The organism is Kluyvera sichuanensis (assembly GCF_014218705.1).
In the GTDB taxonomy this organism is placed as follows: domain Bacteria; phylum Pseudomonadota; class Gammaproteobacteria; order Enterobacterales; family Enterobacteriaceae; genus Kluyvera; species Kluyvera sichuanensis.
In genome coordinates, this window is the sequence record NZ_JABBJF010000007.1 from 69,816 (window position 1) to 83,925 (window position 14,110).

Genomic DNA, 14,110 nt, shown 5'->3' on the forward strand with positions numbered 1-14,110 from the left:
TGTCAACAAAATGGCGGCTTGCTAAAATGTTCCAATATGGAAACATGGAGGTTATGTCGTGCATGTCATATCAAGGGCGCCATTTGATGAGGCGGTGAGGAAATACCCAAATGAGACCACCGCACTGGATGATACATATCGGGTTTTAAAACGAGCGAACGCCGCCACTCCGGATGAACTCAGGCAGTATTTTAGCAGCCTGGATCGTATGAAGTACCGGGATAAATGGTGGGTTATTGATATTAGCGGTAACACATTGAGAATGATGTTTTTTGCCGATTTCGAACGGGGAAAGGTGTTTATTAAACATATCACCACACATCCGGAGTATGACCGATTAACAAAATATTATCGGGAGCATAGAGAATGATTTTCAGAGAAGCGATCAAAGCGGCCAACGATCTCGCCAGCATTGTGCCACTGTTGGGTGGGAGTACATCTCGTAAAGATTATGAAGAGGCGCTGGAGCTGATTGAGTATCTGTTGGAGAACGAGCCCGATAGCCCTCTTGTTGATATGCTGGCCAGCAAAATAGCGGCCTATGAAGATAGTGCTGTAGAGTTTGCTGCATTTAATACACGTATTGCAACCGGATGTAACGGCGTAGCGCTACTGCGTGTGTTGATGGACCAGCATGGACTAAAGCAGTCAGATTTTGAGCATGAAATAGGTCAAAGATCGTTAGTCAGCCGAATACTGAATGGAGAGCGGGCCCTGACGCTCGATCATATGCGCGCGCTGGCAAAACGCTTTAACCTCCCCGTATCAGCATTTGTAGATTAAGCACATATTCGTGTAGCCCGGCCGAGCGCATGCGACGCCGGGTTTGGCACCGAGTTACCCCGGAGTCGGCGCTGACGGCCTCGTCCGGGCTACATTTATTCCGCCCACGCGTTCTGGCGCTTCAGCTCCTCGTTCACCTTGCCGTTGATCTCCTTCAGCACGGCAGGAATATCGCCATCGCAGCTGGCGTAGATTTTATTAAAACCGTCGGCGGTGATTTGCCGCACCGGGATCCAATTTGGGATCTGCGGCATGTAGCGCCCCTCTTTGGCGTAGGTTTCCGCGAACACTTCCCAGCGCGGATCGTCATGATAATCTTTGATATTCAGCGTCTTGTTAATGGGCAGACGGACGATCGGCATTGAGGTGCTGTCGGTCGCCATACCGATCTTCTGCCCCTCAGGCGAGATCAAAAACTCAAGGAACCGCTTCGCCGCCGCTTTATGCTGGCTGGTCTTCATCAGGAATGCCGTGGTGCCTTCCGCCATGGAGATGGCGCCGCCGGGGCCTGCCGGTGGTGGCACGACGGTGTAGGTTTCTTTGCCCGGATCTTTATCGAACAGCGCGATGTGGTACGGACCGGAGGAGTACATCCCGGTCTGCCCGGAACGGAACGAGGTGTTGGCATCGGCGGTGGTGTGGTTAATCGCCCCCGGCTGCGCCAGCCCTTCGCACACCATCCCGCGCATAAACGTCATTGCGGTGACCATCTCTTTGCTGTCCAGCGCCGCTTTAAATTTCCCCGGCTGCGTTGCCACCAGGTAGTTCGCTCCCGCCTGCCACAGATAGGACGATGAGAACGAGCTGGCATAGCCGCGGGTGGTCGCTAATGGCATGGTAAAGCCATAGGTGTCGTTTTTACCGTTGCCGTCCGGGTCGTCATGGGTAAACGCCTTCGCCACGTTTTTAAGCTCCTCCCAGGTGGTCGGGGCTTTCAGGTTGAGCTTATTCAGCCAGTCCTGACGGATAAACAGCGCGTAGGTATGCGCGGAGGTTGGGACGCCGTAATATTTCCCGTCCGGCAGCTGGGTGGATTTCCACGCCGCCTCATAGACATCGCCGCCGCCCTTTAGCTCGCCTGGCTTAATTTCATCGACGATGCCGAGCTGCACCATCTGGCCGACGATAATCGCATCGTTGAATACCACGTCCGGCAGCGCGTTGCCGGTAGCCGCCCGTGCCAGACGCTGGTCGAAGTCGGTTACCGCGTTGAAGTATTTAATCGATATCCCGGTCTCTTTTTTAAACTGGTCCGCAAGCTGTTGGTAAATCACTTTTGAATCGTTGCTGGCGCGGATCCAGACATCCAGTTCTTCGCTGAAAGCATTATGTGAAAGGCTAATTAACAGGGCCAAACCCAGCGCTTTGGTTTTGAATTGCATATATTGACTCCGATTTTTTACGGTAGATATTTGCCATCCCTGAACAGAGGTAAGGATTGGTGAAAAAAGGAACGAAAATGATGATAGGAGCGTGACGATGATGAAACAATGTTTCGAAAATGTAATTGCAGGAATATCAGATAATTATGTGGATGAGTTCACAAGGAAAATTAAGCGATATTTATTCTCGAGATTTTAACTGTATGAAAAGATTACCGTTGTCGTTTTGCACGAAATAAACACGGGGGATAGCAAAAGAATAAATTCGTGAGCGCGCTAGCCTTTTCCCGTGAAAGCGTGATCGCCAATGAATATTGCAGCAAAAAAGAGCGATTTTTTGGCCCATTATTATTTCCCGCCGCGATTGCGGCTTATTTTTCGCCATACCGATCACGTTCCACCGCGCGTAAATGACAGCTTTGTCATTAACCTGTCACCGAGCAAACAGAGTCACCTCCGTAAAGTAGCCACATAGCCAGCCCCTTTTGATTCGGCTGAACAGGACGTGACATGTTTAAAGTAAAACAACTGACGCTGATGATGGCGTTAATTCTGGCCGGTTGCACCTCGCTGGCGCCGGATTACCGACAGCCGGAAAACGTAGTGCCTCAGCAGTTTTCGCTGTCTCAGGGGGCGCTGGTGCCGAGCGGCGGCCAGTGGCAGGAGACCGGCTGGCAGACCTTTTTCGTCGATCCACAGGCGAAACGCCTGATTGATGTCGCCCTGCACAACAACCGTGATTTACGCATGGCGGTGCTGAACGTTGAAGCCGCGCGCGCGCAGTACAACGTGACCGACGCTGGCCGCTACCCGCAGCTTGATGGCTCGACGGGCGGCAGCTATGAAGGCGACCTGCAGGGAAAAAACGCCACCACTAAAAGCTATAGCGCGGGCCTGAACCTGAGCTTTGAGCTCGACTTTTTCGGCAAGCTGAAAAACATGAGCGAAGCAGACCGGCAGAGCTTCTTCGCCAGCCAGGCCGCCCAGCGCGCGGCGCAGATTGTCGTGGTGACGAACGTCTCGCAGGCATACTTCAACCAGCGGCGGCTAGCAGCCCAGTTGGCGATCGCCAAAGAGACGCTGCGTAACTACCAGCAATCCTACGCGTTTGTGGAACAGCAGCTGGTTACCGGTAGCACCAACGTGCTGGCGCTGGAGCAGGCGCGTGGGGTGATTGAAAGCACCCGTGCCGATATCGCCCAGCGGGAAGGTGAGCTGGCGCAGGCCAATCACGCGTTGCAGCAGCTGTTGGGCACCTACAACACCCCGCTAAGCGATGACGCGCAGAACGTCACCGCGGTAAAGCCACTGCCGCTACCGGCTAACCTGCCATCGACCATTCTGCTTCAGCGTCCGGACATCATGGAGGCCGAGCACCAGCTGCGCGCGGCGGATGCCAATATCGGCGTGGCCCGCGCGGCCTTCTTTCCGTCGATAACGTTAACCAGCGGCATTTCGAGCAGCAGTTCGTCGCTCTCCAGCCTGTTCAATGCGGCAAGCGGCATGTGGAACTTCGTGCCGAAAGTGGATCTGCCCATCTTCAATGCCGGGCGTAACGAAGCCAACCTGGCACTGGCTAACGTGAAGCAGCGTCAGGCGGTGGTGAACTACGAACAGAAAATTCAGGCAGCCTTTAAAGCGGTGGCCGATGCGCTGTCGCTTCGCGAAAGCATCGAAGGCCAACTGGTGGCGCAGCAGCGTTATTTAGCGTCGCTGCAAATTACCCTGCAGCGCGCCCGCGGATTATATGCCAGCGGTGCGGTGAGCTATATCGAAGTGCTCGATGCCGAGCGCACTATCTTCACCACGCAGCAGGCGATCCTCGATTTACTTTATTCCCAACAGGTTAACGAAATTAATTTATTCACCGCACTCGGTGGCGGCTGGAAAGCGTAACCCTTTATTCAGGAGATTCTCGATATGCGTAACGTAACGATGCTGGTTGGCGGAATGTTGATGGCGATGACGCTGAACGTTCAGGCCGCCGAAATGCAGCATGACGGACATGGCCAGATGATGGAAATGAATACCCAGCAGGCGGTTATTCAGGGTACCGGCGTGGTGCAGTCCGTGGATAAAGCGGCGAAAAAAATCACTATTGCCCACGAAGCCATTCCCGCCATTGGCTGGCCGGCGATGACCATGCGCTTTACCTATACCGCGCCCACCGAAGCGATTAATCAGCTGAAAGAGGGCAGTCACGTGAACTTCTCCTTCGTTCAGCAGGGAAACATCTCGCTGCTTCAGGATATTAAGTCAATCTGATGGCTAAATTAAAATATACGGCCGCCATTGTCTGTAGCCTGATTATTGGCGGCCTGGCGACGGCGGTGATAAGCCGCTTTATGGCACCGAACGCCCAGGCTGAATCTCAGCCTGCCGAGCGTAAGGTGCTGTACTGGTACGATCCGATGAAGCCCGACGTGCGCTTCGATAAGCCGGGTAAATCGCCGTTTATGGACATGGACCTGGTGGCGAAATACGCCGATGAGGGCGGGGATGCGCAGTCGAGCGGCGTCCGTATCGACCCCACTCAGGTGCACAACCTGGGGCTGCGTACGGAGAAAGTCAGCAAGGGCCGCCTCAACTATGGCCAGACCCTTCCGGCGAACGTCAGCTACAACGAATACCAGTTTGTGATTGTCCAGGCGCGCGCCGAAGGGTTTATCGAAAAGGTCTCCCCGCTGACGGTGGGCGACAAAGTGCGTAAGGGCACGCCTCTGGTGGAGGTCACCATTCCTTCGTGGGTGGAAGCGCAGAGCGAATACCTGCTGCTGGCAAGCTCAGGCGGCACGGCAAGCCAGCTTGATGGCGTGCTGGAACGTCTGCGGCTGGCGGGCATGCCGGAAGCGGATATCCAGCGGATGCGCAGCACACGCCGCGTACAGACGCGCTTTACCCTTACCGCGCCTATCGATGGCGTACTGACGGCGTTTAGCCTGAAAAGCGGTATGAACATCGCCAAAGACAGCGTGGTGGCGCAGATTCAGGGCATGGACCCGGTGTGGATCACCGCCGCCGTGCCGGAATCGATCGCTTATCTGCTTAAAGACTCCACCCAGTTTACGGTGGCTATCCCGGCCTATCCGGACAAAACCTTCCCGATCCAGAAATGGTCTATCTTGCCGAGCGTCGACCAAACCACGCGTACGCTGCAGGTGCGTTTGCAGGTCAATAACCCAGATGAGCTCTTGAAGCCGGGGATGAACGCCTACCTGAAGCTGAACGCGCAAAGCGACGAGATGCTGCTGATCCCGTCTCAGGCGGTGATTGATACCGGCGATGAGCAGCGGGTGATTACGGTGGCGAGCAACGGTGAGTTTGTGCCGAAAAAGATCCAGGTGCTGCATGAATCTCAGCATCAGGCCGGCATTGGCGCGGGGCTATCGGAAGGGGAATCGGTGGTGCTGAACGGCCTGTTCCTGATCGACTCGGAAGCGAATATCAGCGGCGCGCTGGACAGAATGCGGCATACCGCTGACGCCCACGCCGGGCATTAAGGAGACGGTGATGATTGAATGGATTATCCGGCGCTCGGTCGCCAACCGTTTTCTGGTGATGATGGGCGTGCTGTTTTTGAGCCTCTGGGGCGGCTGGACCATCGTCAACACGCCGGTGGATGCGCTGCCGGATCTCTCTGACGTACAGGTGATCGTCAAAACCAGCTATCCGGGGCAGGCGCCGCAGATTGTCGAGAATCAGGTAACTTATCCGCTCACCACCACCATGCTGTCGGTGCCGGGGGCGAAAACGGTGCGCGGCTTCTCGCAGTTTGGCGACTCCTACGTGTACGTGATTTTTGAGGACGGCACCGACCTCTACTGGGCGCGTTCGCGCGTGCTGGAGTACCTCAACCAGGTGCAGGGTAAGCTGCCGCAGGGCGTAAGCTCAGAGATTGGCCCAGACGCCACCGGTGTAGGCTGGATCTTTGAATACGCGCTGGTGGACAAAAGCGGTAAGCACGACCTTGCCGAACTGCGTTCGCTGCAGGACTGGTTCCTCAAATATGAGCTGAAAACCATTCCGAACGTAGCGGAAGTGGCCTCCGTTGGCGGGGTGGTGAAGCAGTATCAGGTGCAGGTCGACCCAATGAAGCTTGCCCAATACGGTATCAGTCTTAGCGATGTGAAGCAGGCGCTGACTACCTCCAATCAGGAGGCGGGCGGTTCATCGGTGGAGATGGCCGAAGCGGAATATATGGTACGCGCCACCGGCTATCTCAAAAGCCTGGAGGACTTTAACCATATCGTTCTGAAGGCCGAAGCGAACGGCGTACCGGTCTACCTGAAAGACGTGGCGCGGGTGCAGGTCGGCCCGGAAATGCGCCGCGGCATCGCTGAAATGAACGGCGAGGGTGAAGTGGCGGGCGGCGTGGTGCTGCTGCGTTCGGGTAAGAACGCCCGTGAAGTGATTTCGGCGGTGAAAGAGAAGCTCGCCTCACTGCAAAAAAGCCTGCCGGAAGGGGTTGAGGTAGTCACCACCTACGACCGTAGCCAATTGATTGACCGGGCCATCGACAACCTGCGCTCGAAGCTGATTGAAGAGTTTATCGTGGTGGCGGTGGTCTGCGCGCTGTTCCTCTGGCATGTGCGCTCGGCGCTGGTGGCGATCGTCTCGCTGCCGCTGGGCTTGTGCATCGCCTTTATCGTGATGCATTTCCAGGGGCTGAACGCCAACATCATGTCGCTGGGCGGGATCGCCATTGCCGTCGGCGCGATGGTGGATGCGGCGATCGTGATGATCGAAAACGCCCACAAGCGGCTCGAACACTGGCAGGAGGCGCATCCCGATGAACCGATGGATAACGTTACCCGCTGGAAAGAGATCACCGATGCAGCGGTGGAAGTGGGGCCTGCGCTGTTTATCAGCCTGCTGATTATCACGCTGTCGTTTATCCCGATCTTCACCCTCGAAGGGCAGGAAGGGCGCCTGTTTGGCCCGCTGGCGTTTACCAAAACCTACGCCATGGCGGGGGCGGCGGCGCTAGCGATCGTGGTGATCCCTATCCTGATGGGCTTTTGGATCAAAGGTAAGATCCCGGCGGAATCGCGCAACCCGTTGAACCGCTTCCTGATTGCGATCTACCACCCGCTGCTGCTGAAGGTACTGAAATGGCCGAAGTTCACCTTGCTGGTGGCACTGCTGTCAATCTTCACCGTGCTGTGGCCGCTCAGCAAAGTGGGCGGTGAGTTTCTGCCGAAAATTAACGAAGGCGACCTGCTGTATATGCCTTCGACGCTACCGGGAATTTCACCGGGGCAGGCGGCGGTGCTGCTCCAGCAGACTGATAAGCTGATTAAGACGGTGCCGGAAGTGGCATCGGTGTTTGGTAAATCGGGGAAAGCGGAAACCGCGACCGACTCCGCGCCGCTGGAGATGATTGAAACCACCATTCAGCTCAAGCCGCAGGATCAGTGGCGGCCGGGGATGACGCTCGACAAGATTATCGACGAGCTGGATGCCACCGTGCGGTTGCCGGGGCTGGCGAACCTGTGGGTGCCGCCGATTCGTAACCGCATTGATATGCTCTCCACCGGGATTAAGAGCCCGATTGGGATCAAGGTTTCCGGGACGTCACTGGCGGATATTGATGAAGCTGCCCAGCGTATTGAAACGGTGGCCAAAACCGTGCCGGGTGTGGTCTCCGCACTGGCTGAACGGCTGGAGGGCGGGCGCTATATTGACGTTGATATCAACCGGGAGAAAGCCGCGCGTTACGGTATGACGGTGGGTGATGTGCAGCTGTTTGTCTCGTCGGCAATCGGCGGGGCGACGGTGGGGGAAACGGTGGAAGGCGTAGCGCGCTATCCGATCAATATCCGCTATCCACAAGGTTTCCGCGATGGCCCGACGGCACTGCGCCAGTTGCCGATTCTCACGCCGACGAAGCAGCAAATCACGCTCGGCGATGTGGCTGACGTGAAGGTGGTTTCCGGCCCGACGATGCTGAAAACCGAAAACGCGCGTCCGGCGAGCTGGATTTACATTGATGCCCGTGACCGCGACATGGTCTCCGTCGTGCATGACCTGCAAACGGCGATTAGCCGCAGCGTGACCCTGAAACCGGGCACCAGCGTGGCGTTTTCCGGGCAGTTTGAGCTGCTGGAGCATGCCAATAAGAAGCTCAAGCTGATGGTGCCGATGACGGTGATGATTATCTTCATCCTGCTCTATCTGGCTTTCCGCCGGGTGGATGAAGCGCTGCTGATTCTGATGAGCCTGCCGTTTGCGCTGGTGGGCGGCATCTGGTTCCTCTACTGGCAAGGGTTCCATATGTCGGTGGCAACGGGAACCGGGTTTATCGCCCTGGCGGGGGTGGCGGCGGAGTTTGGCGTGGTGATGCTGATGTATCTGCGTCATGCGATTGAAGCCGAGCCGCGGCTGCAAAAGGCCGACACCTTTAGCCCGCAGGCGCTGGACGAGGCGTTGTATCATGGGGCCGTGCTGCGCGTGCGGCCAAAAGCGATGACGGTGGCCGTGATTATTGCCGGGCTATTGCCCATACTATGGGGAACCGGGGCCGGTTCTGAAGTGATGAGCCGCATTGCTGCGCCGATGATTGGTGGCATGATCACCGCGCCGCTGCTGTCGCTGTTTATCATTCCGGCGGCCTATAAATTGATATGGTTGCATCGCAACAGACGCAGCCGATAAGGTAGCCCGGCCGAGCTTGGCGACGCCGGGAATACACGGAGAGCCCCATGCACCACGTCCTCATTACCGGTGCCACCGGCCTTGTTGGTGGGCACTTACTTAATCTGCTTCGCCGGGAGTCACAGGTGGAATCCATCGTCGCGCCTACGCGCCATCCGCTGGAGCACGCCTTTGGGATCGTCAACCCGCATGACCCGGATCTCAGCGCGGCGCTGGCGAAGGTTACCTCGCCCGTCGATACCGTTTTCTGCTGCCTTGGCACCACAATCCGCGACGCGGGCTCGAAGGCCGCTTTCAGCCACGTCGATTACGATCTGGTGCTGGAAACCGCCCGCTCCGGCCTGCGGCTGGGCGCACAGCAACTGCTGGTGGTCAGCGCGATGGGAGCAAACGCGAACTCCCCCTTTTTCTACAATCGGGTGAAGGGGGAAATGGAAGCCGCGTTGATAGACCAGGGCTGGCCGCAGTTGGTTATCGCGCGACCTTCAATGCTGCTCGGTCAACGCGGTAAACCGCGCCTGAACGAGCGCCTGTTGGCGCCGCTGTTTAGCCTGCTGCCGGGGAACTGGAAGGCGATTGAAGCACATGATGTGGCAAAGGCGATGCTGAGTGCGGCAAGGCACCCGGGAAATGCGCAGGTAGAGATTCTATCGTCGCGTAAGCTGAGGGAAATCGCCCGGCAGTGAACCTGCCGGGCAAGGTGTGAGACGTTATTGAATTGGGGTGAACGCGGTGGTGACGCGCTTCACGCCGCTCACGCGGCTGGCGATATCGGCCGCGGCTTTACCTTCGCGGTCGGTGACCAGACCCATCAGGAACACTTCACCATTTTCGGTCGTCGCCTTCACGTTAGAGGATTTCACCTGATCGCTCGCCAGCAGCTGGGAGCGGACTTTGGTGGTAATCCAGGTATCGGAAGACGAGGTACCGAGGCTAATCGGCTGGCCCTGGCGAATTTCGTTATACACTTCGGTTGCGCCATCAACGCCAACGGCGATCTGCTTCGCACGGGTGGCGAGGCTCAGATCCGGCGTCTGACCGGTCAGCAGCACTTTGCCCTGGTAGGCGGTCACGTTAATGCGCGTCTCTTTCTTAATTTGCGCATCTTTAGACAGGGCGCTGTTCACACGAACCTCCAGCGTGCTGTCATCCACCTGAGTTCCCACCGTGCGGGGGTCAGTTGCGGCCTTGGTACCGACTGCAGCCGTGCCGACAACGGCAGCTGCAATACATCCCTGGAGCAGCATTGCGGAAATAAGGACCGCGAGGGTCGAAATCACCTTCATTTGTTCTCCTTAGTCGTCCTGGTGTGGGAAAAGGGTGTTATCAATCAAATCACACAGACAGTTTACCGTGAGCATGTGCATCTCCTGGATACGGGCGCTGCGGTGCGACGGAATGCGGATTTCCACATCCTGTTGACCAAGCAGGCCCGCCAGTTCACCGCCGTCATAGCCGGTCAGGGCGACGATGGTCATGTCACGCGTGACAGCCGCTTCTACCGCTTTGACGATATCGCGACTGTTACCACGGGTTGAAATAGCCAGCAGAACATCACCAGCGTGACCCAGCGCGCGCACCTGCTTGGCATAGATTTCATCATGCAGGCGATCGTTCGCTATTGCCGTTAAGACCACATTATCGGAATTAAGTGCAATCGCGGGTAAACCGGGACGCTCTGTTTCATAACGGTTAATCATGCAGGCAGCAAAATGCTGTGCGTTGGCGGCGGATGAACCGTTACCACAACAGAGAATTTTGTTGCCGTTCAGCAGCGACTGTACCAGGGTCATCGCAGCTCGGGAGATAGCGTCCGGGAGCGCTTCCGCCGCGGCGATTTGGGTTTGAATGCTTTCGGTGAAGCACACTTTGATTCTTTCGAGCACGATATCCCTTTACATTCTATGAGCTAAAAGCGTTTGAAAACCATTCGATTTCATTGCCGGTGAAGGCTATCACATCGAAACGGCAATCCACAGTGTCAAAACTCCCATTGTGGCGGGCAAGCCACAAGCGGGCAGTCTGTAACAGTTTGTTTTGTTTGCTCCGGGTCACACTGGCGGCGGCACCGCCGTAAAACCCCGAGCTGCGATAGCGAACTTCCACGAAAACCGTGACCGTCCCTTCCCGCATAATTAAATCAATTTCGCCGCTGCGCTCGCGCACGTTGGCGGCGATAAACGCCAGTCCTTGGCCTTCAAGCCAGCGACGCGCGCGCTGTTCCGCGGCGTCGCCAACCTGTTTTGTCGTTAACTGGCGGGAACGATCTGCCCCTGCTGGTATTTGAGCCATGATAACTTCCTGTTAATCACGCAGTCCTGGGTGGCGCTGAGATCGCCGGTATTGCCGTTCAGCTCAAAGCCCGGCACGCCGCGCATCTGCGCGAAGTGGTTAGCCAGCGCCCAGGCATCCGCGCCCATGGCGTACAGACGCGCCAGTGAATAGTCATTGTTCACCGCACGCAGCGCCTGCTGCATCAGCGCCGGGTTACTGCCAGCAAGCATGGGGATTTCGCTGTACTGCAGGCCTTCCATCTCCAGACGGAAATCCGGGCCAGCGGTGCCCTGTGCGCTGCGGGAGCTGGCGTACAGCATTGCGCCGCTCTGGCTGCCGTTACGCATCGCAATCATCGGTTTGATAAAGGCGATCTCTTCCGGAGTTGCCAGAATATAGGCCGCGTCTACCTTGTTGCTGCCGGTGATTTGCGCGTCGGTCGGTGCGGCTGGAATGGTCAGGTTACCGATGGTGACGCCCTGCGGCTGAGACTGCGCGGAGATAACCGGGGTGCCGGACAGCGAGATACCGGAACCGCCGTTCACGCCGCCTTTCAGCTCGGACAGGGAGCCAAACTTCTGCTGTAAGACCGTACCGCCACCGATTTTGTGCCACTCGTCGGCGAAGGCCTGGGTGACGCGATCGCCGAGGGCGTTACGTGGCACCAGCAGCAGCGGAGACTGTTTGCCCTGGTCATGAATATGACGCGCCGCATCGCGGGCTTCATCTTCAGGCGACAGCGCGAAGTAGCAGATGTTAGCACGGTTGCTTACCGCTTCCGGCTGGTTCAGCGCCAGCACGTTCAGCGTGGTGTTGCTTTTCATCAGCTCTTCAACGTTGTTTTTCAGCAGCGGGCCAACCACCAGGCTGACGCCGTCCTGCTGCGCCTGTGCCAGAATCTGGTTCAGCGGCTGGGAAGAGGTGTCGTAGATTTTCAGCTCTGCCGATGGGTTTGCCGCTACGCTCGCGACGGGTTGCACTGCCGGTGTTTGAGCAGGAGCCGCCTCGGCCGCCGGTGCCTGAGCCGCAGGCGAGGCGGCGTTGTTGGCCTGCGCGGCCTGAACTGGAGCCGCTACTGGCGCCTGGCTTTGCGGCGTAGTCAGGTCGGTCACTTCAGCCTGAGATGGGCTAACCACGGCGGTGGTTGCTGCCTGCGCGACCTGTTCCGGTACCGCGCTGCCGCTCACTGGCATGGTGCCGTTCTTCGCGGCTTCAAAGCCTTGCTGGATGGTTCGGCCAAACACCGCTGCCTGGCCGTTTAACGGCAGCAGCAGGGCGATTTTGTTGACCGACGCCGGCTTAAAGTTCTGTACGTTCGCCAGCTGCGACGGCAGCACTTTCGCGCCTGGGTTCTGCGGATAACGAGTCTGCCAGTCTTTAATACCGGCTTTCAGCATATCGGGATCGTTGCGGTTATCGAACCAGACACGCTGCAGATCGAGCCAGCCTTGCAGCACGTTTTCATCCGCATTGATCACCAGCGCGTTGGCCTGCTCCTGGGTCATGGAGGAAAGCGCCTGCCAGGTGGCGTCGCTGTTTTGCTGTCTTTCCGGCTGAGTGGTCAGCAGCGGTGCCTGGGCAATCAGGGCACGCAGCAGCGTCAGGGATGGTTTACCCTGCTCGGCGCTGATGGTGTCCTGCCAGAAACGCGCCTGCAGCGCACTGTCGAAATCACCGGCTTTCAGCTTTTGCAGCAGCGCCTGTGCGCCAGCGTAATCTTTCTGCGCTAGCTTCAGTTCAACCGCTAACAGCGCCTGTTCCTGACGCTGGGCTGCGTTCAGTTGCTGCGGCAGCTGATTGAACAGCTCCAGCGCCTGCTGGCTCTTGCCTTCCTTCAGCAATGAACGAATGGCGAGTAATTGCCAGTTGGTCTTGCTATCATTCGAGCTTTGCTGCATCTGCTGCAGATAAAAGCCGGAGTCAGCCTGCGTCGCGCCCTGAAGTTGGGCTGCACTCTGATCGGGGGCCTGGGTGCCACAGCCTGCAAACAGCAGCGCTGCCAGGACGACCGGCAGACAGCGCGCGGCTTTCATACGAGAAAATGTTGAGGGTACCATTCTGTATCCAGTAATATTTTTTACGCAATGCTCAATATTAAATCGGCAATACGGACGAAACAATGAAACAACACGAATCGGCGGATAATTCTCAAGGCCAACTCTTTATTGTACCTACTCCTATCGGAAATTTGGCTGATATTACCCAACGAGCGCTCGAAGTATTGCAAGCTGTTGATTTAATTGCGGCTGAAGACACCCGTCATACAGGTTTATTGCTGCAACACTTCGCCATTAACGCCCGTTTGTTTGCCTTACACGATCACAATGAGCAACAAAAAGCGGAAACGCTGGTGGCGAAACTGAAGGAAGGGCAGAACATCGCGCTGGTTTCTGACGCCGGAACGCCGCTTATCAACGACCCTGGCTACCATCTGGTGCGTACCTGTCGCGAAGCGGGTATCCGCGTGGTGCCGCTGCCGGGCCCATGTGCGGCGATTGCTGCCCTGAGCGCTGCCGGTCTGCCGTCGGACCGTTTCTGCTACGAAGGCTTCCTGCCCGCTAAATCTAAAGGTCGTCGCGACACGCTGAAAGCCATCGAAGCCGAGCCGCGTACGCTGATTTATTATGAATCCACCCACCGTCTGCTCGACAGCCTGGAAGATATGGTCGCCGTCTGGGGTGAATCCCGCTACGTGGTGCTGGCGCGCGAACTGACCAAAACCTGGGAAACCATTCACGGCGCGCCGGTAGGCGAACTGCTGGCGTGGGTGAAAGAAGATGAAAACCGCCGTAAAGGCGAGATGGTGCTGATTGTAGAAGGGCACAAAGCGCAGGAAGACGAACTGCCTGCCGACGCGCTGCGCACCCTGGCGTTGTTACAGGCTGAACTGCCACTGAAGAAGGCGGCGGCGCTGGCGGCGGAAATCCACGGCGTGAAGAAGAATGCGTTGTATAAGTATGCGCTGGAGCAGCAGGGGGAGTAGGTAAAAAGCCTGAAAACCTGCGCAATATAGAATC

At 57.2% G+C, this 14,110-nt stretch carries 13 protein-coding genes; 8 read left to right on the forward strand and 5 right to left on the reverse strand.

Features of this window, described 5'->3' with window-relative positions; genetic code table 11:
- Positions 1–58 precede the first annotated feature (58 nt).
- Both HII27_RS10400 and HII27_RS10405 read left to right on the forward strand, forming a co-directional pair.
- A complete protein-coding gene (locus HII27_RS10400; RefSeq protein ID WP_185667835.1) occupies positions 59–370 on the forward strand; it encodes a type II toxin-antitoxin system HigB family toxin in 312 nt (103 codons plus the stop codon).
- On the forward strand, positions 367–783 hold the full coding sequence (locus tag HII27_RS10405; protein WP_185667836.1) for a helix-turn-helix domain-containing protein: 417 nt from the start codon (positions 367–369) through the stop codon (positions 781–783). The genes HII27_RS10400 and HII27_RS10405 overlap by 4 nt, the downstream gene beginning before the upstream one ends.
- 95 nt (positions 784–878) lie before the next feature.
- Here HII27_RS10405 and HII27_RS10410 read toward each other — a convergent pair whose 3' ends face one another.
- A complete protein-coding gene (locus tag HII27_RS10410) occupies positions 879–2,165 on the reverse strand; it encodes an ABC transporter substrate-binding protein (protein ID WP_185667837.1) in 1,287 nt (428 codons plus the stop codon).
- Between the two features lie 510 nt (positions 2,166–2,675).
- Between HII27_RS10410 and HII27_RS10415 the strand changes: the two genes are divergently transcribed.
- Genes HII27_RS10415 through HII27_RS10435 form a run of 5 tightly spaced genes read left to right on the forward strand, consistent with a single transcriptional unit; the run spans position 2,676 to position 9,505 of the window.
- Complete coding sequence (locus HII27_RS10415) at positions 2,676–4,061, forward strand: Cu(I)/Ag(I) efflux RND transporter outer membrane protein (protein ID WP_185667838.1); 1,386 nt, start codon at positions 2,676–2,678, stop codon at positions 4,059–4,061.
- Positions 4,062–4,085: 24 nt separating this feature from the next.
- On the forward strand, positions 4,086–4,430 hold the full coding sequence (locus HII27_RS10420; protein ID WP_185667839.1) for a copper-binding protein: 345 nt from the start codon (positions 4,086–4,088) through the stop codon (positions 4,428–4,430).
- Complete coding sequence (locus HII27_RS10425; protein ID WP_185667840.1) at positions 4,430–5,665, forward strand: efflux RND transporter periplasmic adaptor subunit; 1,236 nt, start codon at positions 4,430–4,432, stop codon at positions 5,663–5,665. Before HII27_RS10420 ends, HII27_RS10425 begins: the two co-directional genes overlap by 1 nt.
- 10 nt (positions 5,666–5,675) lie before the next feature.
- Positions 5,676–8,819 (forward strand): CusA/CzcA family heavy metal efflux RND transporter, encoded by a 3,144-nt coding sequence (locus tag HII27_RS10430; RefSeq protein ID WP_185667841.1) that lies wholly within the window; start codon positions 5,676–5,678, stop codon positions 8,817–8,819.
- Positions 8,820–8,866: 47 nt separating this feature from the next.
- Positions 8,867–9,505, forward strand: a complete 639-nt coding sequence (locus HII27_RS10435; protein ID WP_185667842.1) for an NAD(P)H-binding protein — start codon at positions 8,867–8,869, stop codon at positions 9,503–9,505.
- A 24-nt stretch (positions 9,506–9,529) separates the two neighbouring features.
- Here the strand turns inward: HII27_RS10435 and dolP are convergent, their stop codons facing one another.
- Genes dolP through HII27_RS10455 form a run of 4 tightly spaced genes read right to left on the reverse strand, consistent with a single transcriptional unit; the run spans position 9,530 to position 13,150 of the window.
- Entirely contained in the window at positions 9,530–10,105 is a 576-nt protein-coding gene (gene dolP, locus HII27_RS10440) for a division/outer membrane stress-associated lipid-binding lipoprotein (RefSeq protein WP_185667843.1), read from the reverse strand.
- A gap of 9 nt (positions 10,106–10,114) precedes the next feature.
- Positions 10,115–10,705 carry a DnaA initiator-associating protein DiaA gene (diaA, locus tag HII27_RS10445; protein WP_035891056.1) on the reverse strand — a complete coding sequence of 197 codons (591 nt, stop codon included), beginning with the start codon at positions 10,703–10,705 and terminating at the stop codon, positions 10,115–10,117.
- Between the two features lie 16 nt (positions 10,706–10,721).
- A complete protein-coding gene (locus HII27_RS10450; RefSeq protein WP_185667844.1) occupies positions 10,722–11,111 on the reverse strand; it encodes a YraN family protein in 390 nt (129 codons plus the stop codon).
- Positions 11,069–13,150: a penicillin-binding protein activator gene (locus tag HII27_RS10455; protein ID WP_185667845.1), complete on the reverse strand. Its 2,082-nt coding sequence runs from the start codon at positions 13,148–13,150 to the stop codon at positions 11,069–11,071. Before HII27_RS10455 ends, HII27_RS10450 begins: the two co-directional genes overlap by 43 nt.
- Positions 13,151–13,212: 62 nt before the next feature.
- On the opposite strand from HII27_RS10455, the gene rsmI reads away from it, so the two are divergent.
- Complete coding sequence (gene rsmI / locus HII27_RS10460; RefSeq protein ID WP_035891050.1) at positions 13,213–14,076, forward strand: 16S rRNA (cytidine(1402)-2'-O)-methyltransferase; 864 nt, start codon at positions 13,213–13,215, stop codon at positions 14,074–14,076.
- The last annotated feature ends 34 nt before the right edge of the window (positions 14,077–14,110 follow it).